At 40.9% G+C, this 16,135-nt stretch carries 14 protein-coding genes; 12 read left to right on the top strand and 2 right to left on the bottom strand.

The genetic code is table 11. From position 1 onward, the window contains the following. Positions 1–18: 18 nt before the first annotated feature. Both M3Z76_RS06295 and M3Z76_RS06300 read right to left on the bottom strand, forming a co-directional pair. The gene (locus tag M3Z76_RS06295; protein ID WP_293921731.1) at positions 19–2,598 is read right to left on the bottom strand and encodes a polynucleotide kinase-phosphatase; all 2,580 of its coding nucleotides are present in this window, start codon (positions 2,596–2,598) and stop codon (positions 19–21) included. After that, positions 2,598–3,881, bottom strand: coding sequence for a methyltransferase domain-containing protein (locus tag M3Z76_RS06300; RefSeq protein WP_293921729.1), 1,284 nt, complete (start codon positions 3,879–3,881; stop codon positions 2,598–2,600). The genes M3Z76_RS06295 and M3Z76_RS06300 overlap by 1 nt, the downstream gene beginning before the upstream one ends. A gap of 138 nt (positions 3,882–4,019) precedes the next feature. Here M3Z76_RS06300 and M3Z76_RS06305 point away from each other — a divergent pair, with 138 nt between their 5' ends. The 12 genes from M3Z76_RS06305 (at position 4,020) to M3Z76_RS06360 (ending at position 16,119) form a co-directional block, all read left to right on the top strand. Next, the gene (locus M3Z76_RS06305) at positions 4,020–6,167 is read left to right on the top strand and encodes an MMPL family transporter (RefSeq protein ID WP_293921727.1); all 2,148 of its coding nucleotides are present in this window, start codon (positions 4,020–4,022) and stop codon (positions 6,165–6,167) included. A gap of 69 nt (positions 6,168–6,236) precedes the next feature. Further along, the gene (locus M3Z76_RS06310; protein WP_293921725.1) at positions 6,237–7,451 is read left to right on the top strand and encodes an MFS transporter; all 1,215 of its coding nucleotides are present in this window, start codon (positions 6,237–6,239) and stop codon (positions 7,449–7,451) included. Between the two features lie 187 nt (positions 7,452–7,638). Beyond that, the gene (locus tag M3Z76_RS06315; RefSeq protein WP_293921724.1) at positions 7,639–8,343 is read left to right on the top strand and encodes a GntR family transcriptional regulator; all 705 of its coding nucleotides are present in this window, start codon (positions 7,639–7,641) and stop codon (positions 8,341–8,343) included. A gap of 141 nt (positions 8,344–8,484) precedes the next feature. Continuing rightward, positions 8,485–8,910, top strand: a complete 426-nt coding sequence (phnG, locus tag M3Z76_RS06320) for a phosphonate C-P lyase system protein PhnG (RefSeq protein WP_293921722.1) — start codon at positions 8,485–8,487, stop codon at positions 8,908–8,910. A gap of 12 nt (positions 8,911–8,922) precedes the next feature. Then, the gene (phnH, locus tag M3Z76_RS06325; RefSeq protein ID WP_293921720.1) at positions 8,923–9,495 is read left to right on the top strand and encodes a phosphonate C-P lyase system protein PhnH; all 573 of its coding nucleotides are present in this window, start codon (positions 8,923–8,925) and stop codon (positions 9,493–9,495) included. Beyond that, a complete protein-coding gene (locus M3Z76_RS06330) occupies positions 9,495–10,583 on the top strand; it encodes a carbon-phosphorus lyase complex subunit PhnI (RefSeq protein WP_293921719.1) in 1,089 nt (362 codons plus the stop codon). The genes phnH and M3Z76_RS06330 overlap by 1 nt, the downstream gene beginning before the upstream one ends. Beyond that, the gene (locus tag M3Z76_RS06335) at positions 10,580–11,428 is read left to right on the top strand and encodes an alpha-D-ribose 1-methylphosphonate 5-phosphate C-P-lyase PhnJ (RefSeq protein ID WP_293921717.1); all 849 of its coding nucleotides are present in this window, start codon (positions 10,580–10,582) and stop codon (positions 11,426–11,428) included. Before M3Z76_RS06330 ends, M3Z76_RS06335 begins: the two co-directional genes overlap by 4 nt. After that, positions 11,425–12,261 carry an ATP-binding cassette domain-containing protein gene (locus tag M3Z76_RS06340; protein ID WP_293921716.1) on the top strand — a complete coding sequence of 279 codons (837 nt, stop codon included), beginning with the start codon at positions 11,425–11,427 and terminating at the stop codon, positions 12,259–12,261. Before M3Z76_RS06335 ends, M3Z76_RS06340 begins: the two co-directional genes overlap by 4 nt. A gap of 11 nt (positions 12,262–12,272) precedes the next feature. Continuing rightward, on the top strand, positions 12,273–13,445 hold the full coding sequence (gene phnM / locus M3Z76_RS06345; protein WP_293921715.1) for a phosphonate metabolism protein PhnM: 1,173 nt from the start codon (positions 12,273–12,275) through the stop codon (positions 13,443–13,445). A 6-nt stretch (positions 13,446–13,451) separates the two neighbouring features. Then, positions 13,452–14,153: a phosphonate C-P lyase system protein PhnL gene (phnL, locus tag M3Z76_RS06350; RefSeq protein ID WP_293921714.1), complete on the top strand. Its 702-nt coding sequence runs from the start codon at positions 13,452–13,454 to the stop codon at positions 14,151–14,153. Then, positions 14,150–14,971, top strand: coding sequence for a PHP domain-containing protein (locus tag M3Z76_RS06355; protein WP_319837935.1), 822 nt, complete (start codon positions 14,150–14,152; stop codon positions 14,969–14,971). The genes phnL and M3Z76_RS06355 overlap by 4 nt, the downstream gene beginning before the upstream one ends. Before the next feature lie 110 nt (positions 14,972–15,081). Next, positions 15,082–16,119, top strand: coding sequence for a PhnD/SsuA/transferrin family substrate-binding protein (locus tag M3Z76_RS06360; protein WP_293921712.1), 1,038 nt, complete (start codon positions 15,082–15,084; stop codon positions 16,117–16,119). Positions 16,120–16,135 lie beyond the last annotated feature (16 nt).

Here is a 16,135-nt window from a genome sequence, read left to right on the forward strand (position 1 = left end):
TTTATTTCCCGACAGTTTTTATAATCTTGGATCAACAGCATCACTTTCCAATGCTAATGTGGCTAAGACACATTCATGGATGCGAGCAATGTTTTCTTTTTGCACAAAGCGTTCAATTCCTTCTAAGCCGAGCGCGAATTCCTGTAAGGCGTGCTTCATTTTTTTACTTGGATTGCGCTTTTTCAACTGTGCGAGCTGCTTCGGATCTGTATAATCCATGCCGTAAATAATGCGCAAATATTCACGTCCACGCACTTTAATAGCGGGTTGAATAAGCTTGTCTTTACTTTTCGGAATAAAGGTTAGCGGTTTAATAACGATGCCCTCATGTCCAACAGCTGTCATTTCCTCCCACCAGGCAATAGCTTTTTGTTCATCTTGTTCATTTTCAATGACTTGATACTCTGTTGTAATAAAAATATCCGAATGCTGTGCGAGCCAGTGATTCATTTCCATATGCCATGTATGTGGCTTGTGGAAGCATGTTTCAGTGCTATGAGCTAATATATGAAACGGCGCGATTTGAATTGCGGATAAATCGTCTACAGACCAGCAGTAATTTTGATAAACAGCATCAAAGCGTACCGCATTGCGCAAAAGCTCCTTGTATTGCTGTTGCCACTCTGCTACATCAACAAGCGTTGTTTGGAGCTTTGTGGCAAGCTTTTGACGATCCATTAAAGCATGCTCAGCGACATGGGCATATTGTTCATCAATGAGTGACTGTGCTTTTAAATTCCACGGCAAAATTTCCGCATCAAGCAAGACGAAATCTGTTTCCATTCTTTCGAAATAGTTTTTTGCAGCTAATTCTGTGTGTAGCTTTTGTACGATGGTTTCATGTGCAGCTGTATCAAAAAATGCTCGTCCGCTACGTGTTGTGATGACACCTAGCGTTTCTGTATCAATCCACTCTTTTGCAATTTGCTTATTTTTAAAAAGTAAAAGGACAGCGCGGCTACCCATATGTTTTTTTTCTGCAATAAGTTCAGTAAATCCATGCTTTTTATAGTAGGCAAAGGCTTCAGCTGGGTGCTCTAAATAATCATCAAGCTGTGATGTTTGCGGTGTTGGGCTCATCGTTGGTGGAATATAAATGAGCTGCTCCAATGGTACCGTATAGTGAGATACTGTGTCGATTGCAGCTTTCGCATAACCATTACCAACCCAAACCGTTCCCCCATGTGTTGTTGCTACTTCAAAACCATCAATAAATGCATGGATATTTGGTGGATCAAAATGCTTGGCAGCAGCTTCTAATAAAGGATTCTGCTGTTCACCTGCATAATTTTCGTAGGCTGTGACCGCTTCAAAAGTACTTTCAGGATAGCGGAAAGCTGTAAGCTGTCCTCCGAAAACAACACCTTGGTCAATGTTAACTGTGTTATTCATTTTTAATGGTTTAAGCTTTGGCTCATGACCCCAAATAATAAGCTCTGAAGTTTGATGGTCTGCGTACCAATCAGCACGGATTGGACGACCGTTGGCCTCTGTGCCAACAACATCACCATAGCGACAAAAATCGCGAATGCGTGATGAATTTTTGCCAATATAGCGATCACGAATACCTGCATGTGTGATGACTGCTTTACCAATCCCATTTTCCTTGATGAGATAGTGAGAAGGTGCACGCAGCAGCATTTTAGCAAGGCGTTCTTTTAAAGCTTTTGTTTCTTCTATGCCGTGTATAATCTCAAATTGCTGTATTTCTTGTTCCACTAATTCATCGCCATGTGATAGCTGAACAGCGCGTCCTTCTAGCCAACGTGCGATTTTCCAGCCATGATTGCTGTCTGTCATAAAACTTAGTCCTGCTTCGATTTGCTTTAACCAAAACTGCATTGTTGCAAGAGACTTTGGACCACGACTCATAATATCACCGACTGAAATGAGCTTGCGTCCCTCAGGATGTATATAAAGTCCATTGTCCTCACGATAGCCTAATTTTTCGATTAATGCCATCATTTCATCATAGCAGCCATGTATATCACCGATCACATCAATGCCTGTGCCAAGCTCAATGGCAAGTGATGAAGGTTCACGAACAATCGAATAAGCATCATCTGGATTGAGTGTATACAATTTTGCGAAGGCTTCCTTTTTTAAGAAGCGCTTTTCATCTTTTAGTTTGCGTGCCTGCTGTTTAATACGAGCGGCACCTCTTGGGTTTTCTCGCATGTTGTCACGTGCTAATAACTGCTCTAATGGTGCATCGAAAATAATTCCATAAATCGGCACATGCTGTCTTTTGGCAATCGCAAAGTATTTTTCTCGTTCTCTTGCATTCAAATGCGTTGCATCGACAAAGGTTAAACGATTTAACTTTGCTCGCGCTGTCACAACCTGTTCCATGAGCTGAAAAGCTTCTGTTGAAATCGCACTGTATTGCTCGTATAGTAGGTCTGCTTCTTGCTTTGTTGTTCCTTGAAAATCAATAAAATCTATATCAGCCACTGTTATTCGATAATCATCAGAGCTAACGATTTCACTTGGTTTAATAATGTTACTTGCTATTAGTTGCTGTAAAAATGTAGATTTGCCGCTATTTGATGGACCGATACAAAGGACGATAGCTGCATCTGGTAAATGAAGCTGCATTATAGTCCCTCCGTTCGTTTAAAAATACACATTTGTGTTGGTGTACCGTATGTTGGGTGTTGCTCTCCAATACCGTAAAAGGCTGTTGTGTAAGACGTATTGGATATCATCTCTGCACACCAGCTTTCAAATTGCTGGCGTGTCCATTCAAAGCGATGGTCGTCATGGCGCTTTTCTTCAAGCTCATATACTTTGTTATAATCCGCATTTGGCGTTGTTACGATTAATGCTTTCGGAGCATATTGCTGTAGCAGCATGGCCATGATTTTTGGTAATCGCTCTTCATTAATATGTTCAATTACCTCGCATAAAATAAGAACATCTTTATTCACTAAAGTATGGTCATAGTAAAATAGTGAGCCCCACTGAATTTGTGGTATCGTTGCTGTATCCAGCTCCTCGAAGCGCCTTGTTGCTTTTCGGATGGCTGCTTCACTTGGCTCGACAGCGATTAGCTCTTGAATCGTTGGCAGCTCGCTTAATAAAGCGGATAATTTGCCTTCACCAGCCCCTAAGTCCACTACGGATTGATGCGGGAGCTCCTTTACATGCGCTACAATTGTCTCATAGCGCTGGGTGTTAAGTGTTACCTTCCCCTTAACATTTGGCTCAGAGCCGATTAAATGGCGGAAGCGCAGAGCCTTTTTATAAATAAAGTCCTTTTGTGGATGCTGCTTTAGCCAGCCTTCACCGTAGCGTTCAATGCGTTCACGCTCCGTTTCATCGATAAAGTAATGCTTATAATCATCCATTACAGGAATTAACACAAAAATTTGCTGTAGTGCTTGCTTTAATGTTGTTAGTGCGCTAATTTTAATAAAACGTGCGCGCTGTGCTTCAGAGATAGTCTCAAGCTCGACTTGAAAGCCCAATGGAGCGAATAGCTCTGTAATTTCTGTAGTTGATAGCGCTGTAGCAATTGGACCAAACTCAAAGGTAAAGGGAAAGACTTGCTCGGCGAATTCGGCATACTGCTCCTGTGGTTTACCATTTAAAGCTGTACCGAGCATTTTGCGAATAAGCGATAAAAAAATGCTACTCGCTGCAAAGCCGCGATCATTTATATAATGAGTAATATCGTATGCTCGTTCGTTTTGCGTGAGCGCAAGCGGGTCAGCTGTAACGAAAATGGTTGCCTCGACTTCATTATCCGTTAACTTATGATAGACGAAGCGTACAGCATGACCTTTTTCATGGCGTTCATGTACATTATTTGGATTTTTAGCGAATAAATAAGAAATTTCCTTCGCATATGGAGTTTTGCAATAAATAGATAGCTGCATTTTGCCACATCCTTTCTAGTTTCAACTATAATGGAAGAACAAGGATTTTGCTACAATGTTTCATGGTATGTAACGGGAGAGCAAATTGTGTGAGAATTGTGTGTGTGCCTGGCACTCAAATTAAAGGAGGGGGATTGGATGGAGCAAAATCCATTACAACGTTTTGGTCAGTTTGTTGGTGGGAAAAAGGGGAGATGGGCTTTTTTAGCAATATGGCTCGTTTTGTTAATTGTTTTAACGCTTGCCTTGCCACAAATAAATAGTATCGAAAATTATGCAGGGGATGAGCTTCCAGCAGAAATGATGTCAATGGAAGCGAATCAATTGATGAAGGAGCAATTTTCATCAGATGCAGGTGTACCATTATTGATCGTCTGGTATAAGGAGGCAGGCTTGGACATTGCTGATATCGCGACAATTCAAGCAATGTATGCAAAGCTAGAGGACACACCACTGGAAGGGCAGGCTACATTACCGCCCTTTGCAACATTGCCACCACAAGCATTGCTAGGAGCTGTATCAGAAAATGGTCGTTCCCTTGTTACACCTATCTTTTTTACAACAGATACGAATACAAAAAGCTTTAAGCAGAGCTTGGAGAAAATTTCCTCTTATACTGAGGGCAATCCGTATGAAAAAAGCTTAGATGATGCTAGTTTAATCGCTCGTTTTTCAGGACCTGTAGCAATATCAGTAGATGCTGCCTCGCTCTTTGCGTCAGCAGATATCAAGCTGATGATAGCGACGGTGATTTTAATTCTAGCTATTTTATTAGTCATTTATCGCTCGCCAATTTTAGCATTAGTGCCAATTATCGTTGTTGGCATTGCCTTTTTGGTCATTAGCCCATTGCTAGGCTATATGGCGGATAATGGCTGGATTCATAAGGATGCACAGGCAGTTTCGATTATGATTGTACTACTGTTTGGTGCAGGAACGGATTATTGCTTGTTTTTAATTACGAAATACCGCGATAAATTATTGGTAGAAGATAATAAGTTTAGTGCAATTGCAGAGGCTGTGCGTGACTCAGCTGGTGCTATTTTTATGAGTGGCTTTACGGTAGTCATCGGGTTAGCCACACTTGCATTAGCGGATTTCGGTGCATTCCAACGCTTTGCTGTGCCATTTAGCTTTGGTGTACTTGTGACGATGGTTGCTGTTTTAACATTATTACCACCATTGCTTTCTTTATTGGGGAGATATGCATTTTGGCCGTTTATTCCACGTCCAGTAAAGGAAGGGGAGGCTCGTCGAGAAAGTCATGTGAAAATGCGCAAGGTTGGTGCATTTGTTACAAATAAACCTTGGCTAGTTGTTGTCATAACAAGTGTTTTATTGCTAGTGCTAGCCTTTACTTCAACAAAAATTCAATATAATTATGATTTGCTCTCATCGTTCCCAAAGGATATCCAATCACGTGAAGGCTTTGCTTTGATTGAGGATAACTTTACAGCAGGCGAATTAGCACCTGTAAAGGTGATTGTGGATACAAAAGGGAAAGCACTTGATATAGAGGAACAGCTTAGCAATTTACCATATGTAGCTGCTGTAAAAGAGCCGCGCGTTGGTGCTCAAAATAGTGATATCGTATTGTATGAGGTCGATTTGAATAAAAATCCGTATTCTAATGAAGCGATGGCGGATGTTGAGCAAATGAAAAAGGATGTTGCCACATTTGTAGATAGCGAGTTTTGGCTCGGTGGCGAAACGAGTGAGCAACTGGATACGAAGGCAGTTCAATGGCATGATGAAAAGCTTATTCAGCCTGTAATGATTGCGATTATCTTTGTAGTTCTACTATTATATTTACGTGCAATTGTAACAGCAGTTCAGTTAATGGCAACGGTGTTAGTCTCGTTTTTTGCTGCGCTTGGTTTAGGTTGGCTCATTATTCATTATGGCTTAGGACATGAAGCAATGGCGAGCGCAATTCCACTTTATTCATTTGTATTTATTATTGCTTTAGGCAATGATTATAATATTTTTATGATTTCTGATATTTGGAAAAATCGCCATCGTGGGCTGGGCTATAGGCAAGCAGTGACGGAGGGTGTTGCTTCTACGGGAGCAGTCATAACATCGGCAGGCTTAATTTTAGCAGGTACCTTTGCAGTGCTTGCTTCGTTGCCAATTCAGCTATTAGTACAATTTGGCATTGTTACAGCGGTTGGTGTGCTATTAGATACGTTTATTGTGCGCCCGCTATTAGTGCCCGCTCTTATTACATTATTCGGTAAATGGTCTTATTGGCCAGGTCGCTTGTGGAAAAAAGAAATCAATTAAAAATTGTGCATGAGCCTTCTTTCATTTATAATAAAGCGAACAAATGTTTTGTTGAGGGAGGGTTATTAAATGGAAAATTGGAAACGGGATATTACACTTTTTTTAACGAGCCAAACGATTTCCTTGTTTGGCTCAGCGCTTGTACAGTTCGCAATTATGTGGCATGTGACGCTGACAACACAGTCGGGTATGATGATGACTATTTTTATTTTATGTGGCTTTGTACCAACCTTCATATTGTCACCATTCGCGGGGGTATGGGCAGATCGTTATAATCGCAAATGGTTGATTGCAATTGCTGATGGCATGATTGCATTTTCTACATTAATTTTAGCGATTGTCTTTTTAATGGGCTATGAGGCAATGTGGTTATTATTTGCAATTGCGGCGATTCGTTCATTTGGCGCAGGTATACAAACACCAGCTGTCGGTGCAATTTTGCCACAAATTGTGCCAGAAGAACAGCTAACGAAGGTAAATGGCATTAATGGTAGCATTCAAGCAGGAATTATGTTTATTGCCCCAATGGTCAGTGCTGCGCTGTTAAGCTTGGCGACATTGGAGGTTATTTTCTTTATCGATGTCATTACAGCAGCCATTGCGATTTTTACGTTATTGTTCTTCTTGAAAATTGCCGTTCACGAAAAGGCGATGGGCGAGCAAGTTGGCTATATGGAGGACTTTAAGCAAGGCTTGCGTTATATTCGAGGACATGCATTTTTAAAATCATTCTTTATCTTTTTTGCAATGCTGTTTTTCTTAATCGCACCGATGGCTTTCCTAACACCACTTCAAGTAGCACGCTCCTTTGGTGATGATGTATGGAGATTAACGGTGATTGAGCTTACCTTCTCAGTAGGGATGATGGTGGGAGGAAGCGTAATTGCGATGTGGGGTGGCTTTAATAATCGGATTTATACGATGTTATTTGCAGGGATTATTATGGCTGTATGTACGATAAGCTTTGGCTTTGTACCGAATTTTTGGCTCTATTCTATTTTAATGTTAGTTTGTGGTGTAGCAATGCCGATTTTCAATACACCTTCAACCGTATTGCTACAGGAAAAAGTAGAAGGCAATTATTTAGGACGCATTTTCGGGATTTTCGGTATGATTTCCTCCTCGATGATGCCTATTGGGATGCTTGTGTTTGGCCCATTAGCAGATGTTGTGTCTATTGAGTTGCTGTTAATTGTAACAGGAGCTTTAATGCTAGTATTATTAATGCTTTTAGGGCGTAATCAAACACTGATAAAGGCTGGTATAAAGGAAACGACGGAATAAATATCTTTAATGCTGTTGCTATACAATTTCTTAATATAACTTTTACATATTGTAAAAAAGTGACCGCAATGTATGTGGCACTAAGGTTAGCTATGAAATTGTGAGCTTCTAGCCATCTTGTACATCTCCAGAAAATTTTTTACGATGAATTGTAAAGAAATTATCTAACCTACTAGAGGTGAACGATATGGATCAAGAGGAGCTGCGGGTTAAAGATTATTTATTGCAAGGTATTTTTAATGGCTCATTTGCATTAGATAATAAAATGCCAAGTGAGCTAGCATTAGTTGAACAATTTAAAGTGCCAAGAATAAAAATTCGCAATGTTTATCAATTTATTGAGAAAATGGGCTATATTTATTCAAGGCAAGGGGTTGGGCGTTTTTTAAAGCATCAACGCAAGACGTTGGATGTGGTGATGACAGGTGATGTGAGTTTTAGTGACAAGATGCGTAAACAAACGGCGAATTATAAATCCGTTGTGACGAAATTAGAGCGAGTGCCAACAGACCATGAGATTTATCATAGACCACAAATAATGTCAGCCTATACGATTTATTTAGTGGAGCGCCTACGTTATCTCGATAATGAGCCTGCTGCTTTGCACCGTTCTTATGTGATCGCAGAGCATTTCCCACAAATAAAGCAAGCCGATAATCGGCTCACATCAATGTATAACTTTTATAAAAGTAACGGTATTAACGCATTTCATAGTACATTTTCCAATTTATCAGTTTCCTTTCCGAATGAGCTAGAGCGTGCATTACTTAGCTGTGAGGTACTCGTTCCATTAGTAAAGGTGGAATCAGATAACTGGGATAAGGAACGAAATCAATTGCTTGAGTATACAGAGATTATTTATCGCACAGACCGTTTCTCCTTTCAATTATAAAAAGATTGCCTAGAGCAAATTTTGCTCTAGGCAATCTTTTTATTTGGCGCCATTTTTGTAAAGCTTCTTTACATATTCTTCACGAAACCTTTTCACTATGCTACTTGGCAACAAGTTAGGATGATGTTGAAAGGAGCTGGCATGATGAAAAGAGCTGAGCGAACAAAGTTGTTAATCGAGGTAGGAAGTGAGCTTGCGTTACAACTAGCAGCTACGATTTGTGAACAGTATCAGGTAGAGGAAATTAGCCCACCAAAAGAGGGGCTCGTCATGATTAAAATGCGTGAAACAGCGCAGAAATCATTGTTTTATCTAGGAGAAGTGTTAGTAACAGAAACAAAAGTGAAGATTGGCAACTATTATGGAATTGGGTTAGTGAGGGAATCTGCGCCAGAATTATCGAAAGCCTTAGCGGTTATTGATGCAGCTTATGCGGCACAGCTACCAGAAACATATGCATGGGCGCCACATTTTGAGTTGCTAGCACAGCAGCTTGCTATAAATGAACAGCACATGAAACGTTCCATAGAGCGTACAAAAGTTAATTTCGATACGATGGCAACTTAAGGAGGGGTCAGGGTGGAAACAGTACACTTTACACAACGTGCATTTCGAACATTGTTAAATTGCTTTGCAAGACCAGGGACAGCTGGTGAATTGGAACGTGATTATTCAGTGGAAGGCTTATATGCAGAAACAATTACTGTTTGTATGACATTGCTTGATGGTGAAGTAAGCTTCCAAACAGCGGCTGAATGTCAGGAAATTAACCAAGCAGTACGAGTATTGACAGGTGGACAAATCAAACCATTGGAACAGGCTGATTTCATTATCATTCCACATGGGACTAAAAAGGAGCAGCTATTAGAGGCAATTGAAGCGGCAAAAGTAGGGGACCTCATTGATCCGCAAAAATCTGCGACAGTTATTATCGAATTGGATGAAATGACACCAACAATGACTGCACAGCTTATGGGGCCAGGTATTGAAACAGTTGAAGTTGTAGAGCTAGCTATATGTGAAGAGCTTATTGCTTTACGTGCAAGTAAAAATAAGGAATTTCCACTTGGCATCGATTGTATTTTGATTGAACAAAGCGGGCGAGTGATGGCACTGCCTCGTACAACAAGCGTAAAAGAGGTGACGAATTAATGGCATATGTAGCAGTTCGTGGTGGCGCAGAGGCAATTGAAGCATCATTAGAGCATTTACAGTATGAGCGCGTTAAGCAAGGAGCATATATAGCAGTTGATACATTGCAAGCAACGATGCGTGGCTTTTTAGATCAAGTGATGTCGGAAAGTAGCTTATATAGTGAGCAGCTAGCGGCACTGGCGATGAAGCAAAGTGAAGGCAATGTAGAGGAAGCTGTTTTCTTATTGCGTGCACATCGGTCAACATTGCCGAGATTGTATTATTCAACAGTGACAGATGCGCGCGAAATGTTTGTGTTACGTCGCATTTCCGCAAGTTTTAAAGATATTCCAGGTGGTCAAATTTTAGGGGCATCGCATGACTATTTACATCGCTTGCTTGATTTTGATTTATTGCAGGAAACAGCAGCAGACGTAATGGTGAAAAAAGCAAAATTTGAAGCGATTGAAGTGTCAGAGGAAAGCACATTACGCTTAGAAAATTTGCCGAAAGTAATGGATTATTTACGTGCAGAAGGCTTAATCAGAGAGTTCCCAGAAAACGATGCAGAGCCGAGTGATATTACGAAGGAAAGCATGACATTCCCAACAAATCGCTCACAGCGTCTGCAAACATTAACACGAGGGCAAACAGGTACAGTTACATCGCTCGGCTATGCGGGCTTACGTGGCTATGGTGCATCACATCCGACAGTAGGCGAAGTGCGAGTAGGCTGGCAATCGCTTCATGTTGCCTTAGATGATGATGAAGATCCGTATTATATTGGTGCAATTAAACTAACGGAAGTTGAGTCATTTATTCCTGTCAATATTGATAAGGAAGATAAGCAGGTGTTGGAGTTTGATATCGGCTATGGGGCTTGCTTTGGACAAAATGAAACGAAGGCAATTGCCATGTCAATCGTTGACCATGCGCTAGAGGCAGGTGGAGATACACCAATTCATGATGAGGAATTTGTACTGCTACATGTAGATACGATTGAATCGACAGGCTTTATATCACATTTGAAAATGCCGCATTATGTGACATTCCAATCGAAGCTTGAGCAAATGAGAACGATTAAAAAGGAGGGCAAAGCACTATGAGAGAAGTGCCGTTCGCATTATTAGATGAACAGTCGAAAAAGGAAATTCGTCGAGCGATGTTAAAAGGTGTTGCCATTCCAGGCTATCAAGTGCCATTTGCTTCGCGTGAAATGCCGATTGGGCGTGGCTGGGGAACAGGTGGCCTACAGTTAACATTAGCGCTTGTTGGGAAGGAAGATATATTGAAAGTCATCGACCAAGGTGCAGATGATTCAGTGAATGCGGTCAATATTAAAAAGCTTGTACAAAAAACAACAGGTATCGAAACGACTACGCGTACCCAAGATGCATCGATTGTACAGTCACGTCACCGTATTCCAGAAGTGTCACTGACTAAGGAGCAAATTCTTGTGCTGCAAGTACCAGAGCCAGAGCCACTACGCCATATTGAGCGCAGTGAATATAAAACGAAGCGTTACCATGCGGAAAAAGAATATAGCGGCGCATATTTAATGTTATTTGAGCAAATTATGCGCTATAACCAAACGTCGCAAGGTGCAGATTATCCAGTTTTGGTTAATGATCGTTATGTTATGAATCCTAGCCCAATTCCGCGCTTTGACAATCCGAAAATTCATCAAAGTGAGACGCTGATGTTATTTGGAGCAGGGCGTGAGAAGAAGATTTATGCAGTTCCTCCCTATACAAATGTGCAATCACTAGCCTTTGAGGACTATCCATTTGTTGTGGAGCAATTCGCAGGAAAGGCTTGTCGTGAAACAGGCTTATCCGATGTGTTCCTTGATGAACTAACAGATGAGACAACAGGTGAAACATACTATTTATGTAATGATACGAGCTATATGGAAGAGGTACTAGCGCGAAAGGTGGCTGTGCAGCAATGAAGGAACAACCGATTTTACAAGTTCAGAAGCTATCAAAGCAATACGGAAAAGGCTGTAGTCATTGCCAAGAAGGGACAGCACAGCTAGAAAAAAACTTCTGCCCTATTTGTAAAACTGTCTATGCATGTCGTGATATTTCCTTTGAGCTGTATCGGGGTGAAATATTAGGTATCGTTGGCGAAAGTGGTAGTGGTAAATCAACGTTAATGAAGAGCTTATATTTTGATGAGCCTATTACGAGTGGTGTTGGTTTACTTGCAGATTTTGAGAATGGCACGGTGAATATTTTTGAGCAATCGCGCCAGCAGCAACGCTTTATTCGTAATACCATTCTTGGCATGGTATATCAAAACCCGATGCTCGGCTTAAATATGGAGTTTTCCTCAATGAGCAATATTGCGGAGAAGCAAATTGCAGCAGGTAATCGCCATGTGCACAATATGGAGCAACGAAGCTTAGAGCTATTAGAGCATGTTAATATTCCGCTTTTTCGCAGTAAGGAAGCGCCAAAAAATTTCTCAGGTGGTATGCAGCAACGCGTGCAAATAGCGAAGGCATTATCGAATAATCCACCTGTGTTATTGCTAGATGAGGTAACGACAGGCTTAGATTTATCAGTACAGGCGGATGTATTGGATTTAATTAAATCAATTCAACGTGAATTAAATATTTCGATGATTGTCGTGTCACACGATTTAGCGGTGATTCGCATGTTAGCAGACCGCACAGTTGTGATGCTAAATGGTCAAATTATTGAGCATGGCTTAACGGATCAAGTGCTAGAAGACCCGCAGCATGCTTATACACAACAATTAGTGTACTCATTATTATAAGGGGGCTTTCCATGTTTGCCATTGTGAACGGAGTAATTGTAACAGAGCAGCAATTTTTATATGACTATGTTGTCTTCATTGAGGGGACAACAATTCAGCAAATTGTCCATCAATCAGAGGCACAATTGGATGGGGTAGAGACGATTGATGCAAATGGTGGTTATGTGTCGCCAGGCTTTGTCGATATTCATTCGGACTATATTGAAACAATTGTGAGTCCGCGTCCGAATTCAGTAATGAATATGAATATCGGCTTGCGTGAGAGTGAGCGCATTTTAATGACACATGGCATTACAACAATTTTCCATTCATTGTCATACTACGGTGATGATAAATATTCACATAAAGCGATTCGCAATCCAGAAAATGTACAGAAGTGTGTTGATGCAATTAGTGCATCACATGACGAGCCACATTTAATTCGCCATCGTCTACATGCACGCTTTGAAATTGATTCAGTGGATCAATTGCAGCAGCTAGAGGAAAATATTTTAGATGGTAAAGTGCATTTGCTGTCATTTATGGATCATACGCCAGGGCAAGGGCAGTATCGTAACTTAGAAATTTATAAAGACATTATGCGCGGCTATCGCACAATGACAGATTACGAGGCAGATACGTTAATTAAAGAACAAATTGATAAGGAAAAAATTACGCTAGAAGATATTGAGCGTCTAAGCCGTCTAGCAATTTCACGCAATATTGCTGTCGCCTCACATGATGATGACGATGTACAAAAGCTCGCACTTGTGCAGTCCTACGGTACGACAATTAGCGAGTTTCCGATTACGTTAGATGTGGCGAAGGAAGCGAAAAGATTAGGGCTACAAACAATTGCAGGTGCACCGAATATTTTATTAGGCGGCTCCCATACAGGTAATTTAAGTGCAGCAGAGGCAGTTCAAGCGCATGTCATTGATATTATTTGCAGCGATTATTATCCACCAGCTATGCTACACGGTATTTTCGAGCTAGCCAATAAATATGAAGAGGATTTGCATGCTTTATTCCAGCTTGTCACAATCAATCCAGCGAGGGCAGTAAATATGGCGCATGAAATTGGCTCCATCGCAGTAGGGAAAAAGGCAGACATAATTATTATTGAACAAATGGCAGATGGCTATCCTGTTGTAACTTCAACGATTGTTGACGGTAAAGTCATTTTACAAACAAATTATCGATAAGGAGGTGTGGGGATGATTAGCGTAGAAAATTTGCAAAAAAGCTTCACGATTCATCACTTAAATAAAACATTGCCTGCATTGCAAGGCATTTCATTTGATGTATCTGAAGGCAGCTTTTTAGGGATTGTTGGTAAGAGTGGTAGTGGGAAATCAACGATTTTAAAAAGTATTTATCGCACATATGAGCCACAAACGGGCAAGATTTTATTTCAATCTGAGGCGTTTGGTACGATTGATTTAGTACGAGCGACACCGCGCGAAGTTGTTTATTTACGCAAGCATGAAATCGGCTACGTATCGCAATTTTTAAATGTTATGCCACGTACAACGGCATTGGAGCTAGTAGAGCAATCATTGCTTGATTTAGGCGTATCAAAGTCAGAGGCAACGATGAAGGCACAGGAAGCGCTGCGCCATTTTGATATCGATGAGGCGCTGTGGAATAGTTATCCTAATATGTTTTCAGGCGGTGAAAAGCTGCGCTTAAATATCGCCTGCGCAGTTGTTAAAGAACCACGTTTATTGCTGTTGGATGAGCCGACAGCGAGCCTTGATCAATCGTCCAAATTAAAGGTACGTGAGGCGATAGAAAAGCTGAAGATGAATGGCACAACGTTAATCGGTATTTTTCATGATTTAAAGTTTATGGAAGGCTTATGTGATAACGTTTTTGAAATGGCGAAAGTACAGGAGAGGGAGTTAGTATGATGAAGGTTGATTTGCATATGCATAGCACATATTCAGATGGCTCCACTACATTAGAAGAGCTATTTCAGCAAGCAAAGGCAGCTGGCTTAACGCATATTAGTGTCGTTGATCATGATACGCTTGACCATGTTGAAGAAGGGCAGCAGCTTGCGCAAAAATACGCACTTCATTTTATTCCTGGCATTGAAATTTCCGCATATGATTTTGAGCGTGGACGCAAGGTGCATATGCTTGGCTATCAATTGCATGGGGAATGTGCGCATATTCGTCAGCTATGTCAACCATTGTTGACACGTCGCCATGAGCATACACTCTGGCAATTGCGCCAAATACAGGAGGCTGGCTTTGCGGTTACAGAGGAGCAAGCATGCGAGCGTATTTCTAAAGCTGGTGTGCTTTACAAGCAGCATATTATGGCTGCTTTAACGACAACTGCTTTTGATTCGAAGGATTATCAAACATTATATAAGTCATTGTTTAAAAATAACGGTGTAGCAGCAAGTGATATTCGTTATGTCGATGCCTTTGATGCGTTGCATGCGATTAAGGCAGATGGAGGAATTGCAGTTTTAGCACATCCAGGACAGCTCGATTCCTATGATATTGCTGAGCAACTAATTGCGGAAGGGCTGGATGGCATTGAGCTTGTACATCCAGACCATAACGAACATGATTATGAACGTATTGTAATGATGGCTAACAAGCATGGATTATTGATGACAGGTGGCTCTGATTTCCATGGTCGTTATGGGATAGAAGTGACGCTTGGTAAGCATATTATGCAGCATTTACACATCCCAAGCTTTGTAAATGCTTAGTTAATGATTATTAAGAAATAGGATAACTACTTTTATTATTGGTGAATTATGATTAAATGTTGCATGTAGAGCAAGTCTACTAAATTTTGAGCAGAAAAAAGGAGAGTAACATGAGCAAAAAATTGGTTTTACTAATGACAATGATTTTATGTGCAATTTTTCTAGCTGCTTGTAATTCAGAGGAAGGTGCAGCAAATGCTAAATCGAATGATCCGTTAGTGATGGTTTGGTATCCAAATGAATCTGGCTCTGAAATGGCAGGCGCACGCGATGCATTTGGCAAAATCTTTGAGGAAGCAACAGGTCGCAAAGTCGAGCAAAAATTAACGACAGATTATGCGATTGCGATTGAATCGATTGCAAGTGGCAATGCACAAGTCGCATTCATGGGCCCGCAAGGCTATATTGAAGCGAACAATAAAAGCGCAGATGTGCAACCAATTGTTGTGCCTTCTGGTAGTTCAGGAACATTAGAAGACGCAGTTTATTATAGCTGGTTAGCAGTACCAAAGGATAAAGCGGATGAATATAAAGTAAATGGCGAATTTGCAATTGATACAATTGCAGGCAAAAAATTCTCATTCGTATCTGCATCGTCGACATCAGGCTTTAAAGTACCATCTAGCTCTATTATTGCTCATTTTACAAAACAAGATGCTTATAAAGCATTAACACAAGACGATTTAATCGAGGCAAATGCGTTATTCCCCGAAGTATTGTTTGGTGATTCTCATCAAGGGTCAGCGGTGAATATGATTATGGGGCGCGCAGATGTGGCGGCTTTCTGTGACACATGTGTTTCAGCATATGTTGACCTAGTAGAAGGAGAAGCGAATACAGCAGGAGCGGTTTACCGTGTCAAAGATGACGCAGCAGCGCCATTTAATAATTTGCCAGGTGAAGAATTTGTATTGATTTCTGCAACGCCTGTATTAAACTCACCATTCGTAGTAAATACGTCTGCGTTGACAGAGGAAGAAATTACGAAATTAACAGAGCTGCTAATTTCTGATGAAACTACAAATGACCCGACAATTTTCGTACCAAAAGATTCAGGAGAGATTGGGCTATTTTATAAATCAGGAGACGAGCGCTTTGTCAAAGTAGAGGATGCTTGGTTTGATCCGATTCGGAAGTTATCTGAATAAAGTGAATGAACAGGGT

The sequence above is a fragment of the Metasolibacillus sp. genome, assembly GCF_025291715.1.
In the GTDB taxonomy this organism is placed as follows: Bacteria; Bacillota; Bacilli; order Bacillales_A; family Planococcaceae; genus Metasolibacillus; species Metasolibacillus louembei.

Bases quoted from the DNA above. Each gene is read 5' to 3' on its own strand.
- M3Z76_RS06295 (WP_293921731.1), bottom strand. From the start codon at position 2,598: ATGCAGCTTCATTTACCAGATGCAGCTATCGTCCTTTGTATCGGTCCA.
- M3Z76_RS06300 (WP_293921729.1), bottom strand. From the start codon at position 3,881: ATGCAGCTATCTATTTATTGCAAAACTCCATATGCGAAGGAAATTTCT.
- M3Z76_RS06305 (WP_293921727.1), top strand. From the start codon at position 4,020: ATGGAGCAAAATCCATTACAACGTTTTGGTCAGTTTGTTGGTGGGAAA.
- M3Z76_RS06310 (WP_293921725.1), top strand. From the start codon at position 6,237: ATGGAAAATTGGAAACGGGATATTACACTTTTTTTAACGAGCCAAACG.
- M3Z76_RS06315 (WP_293921724.1), top strand. From the start codon at position 7,639: ATGGATCAAGAGGAGCTGCGGGTTAAAGATTATTTATTGCAAGGTATT.
- phnG (WP_293921722.1), top strand. From the start codon at position 8,485: ATGATGAAAAGAGCTGAGCGAACAAAGTTGTTAATCGAGGTAGGAAGT.
- M3Z76_RS06330 (WP_293921719.1), top strand. From the start codon at position 9,495: ATGGCATATGTAGCAGTTCGTGGTGGCGCAGAGGCAATTGAAGCATCA.
- M3Z76_RS06335 (WP_293921717.1), top strand. From the start codon at position 10,580: ATGAGAGAAGTGCCGTTCGCATTATTAGATGAACAGTCGAAAAAGGAA.
- M3Z76_RS06340 (WP_293921716.1), top strand. From the start codon at position 11,425: ATGAAGGAACAACCGATTTTACAAGTTCAGAAGCTATCAAAGCAATAC.
- phnM (WP_293921715.1), top strand. From the start codon at position 12,273: ATGTTTGCCATTGTGAACGGAGTAATTGTAACAGAGCAGCAATTTTTA.
- M3Z76_RS06355 (WP_319837935.1), top strand. From the start codon at position 14,150: ATGATGAAGGTTGATTTGCATATGCATAGCACATATTCAGATGGCTCC.
- M3Z76_RS06360 (WP_293921712.1), top strand. From the start codon at position 15,082: ATGAGCAAAAAATTGGTTTTACTAATGACAATGATTTTATGTGCAATT.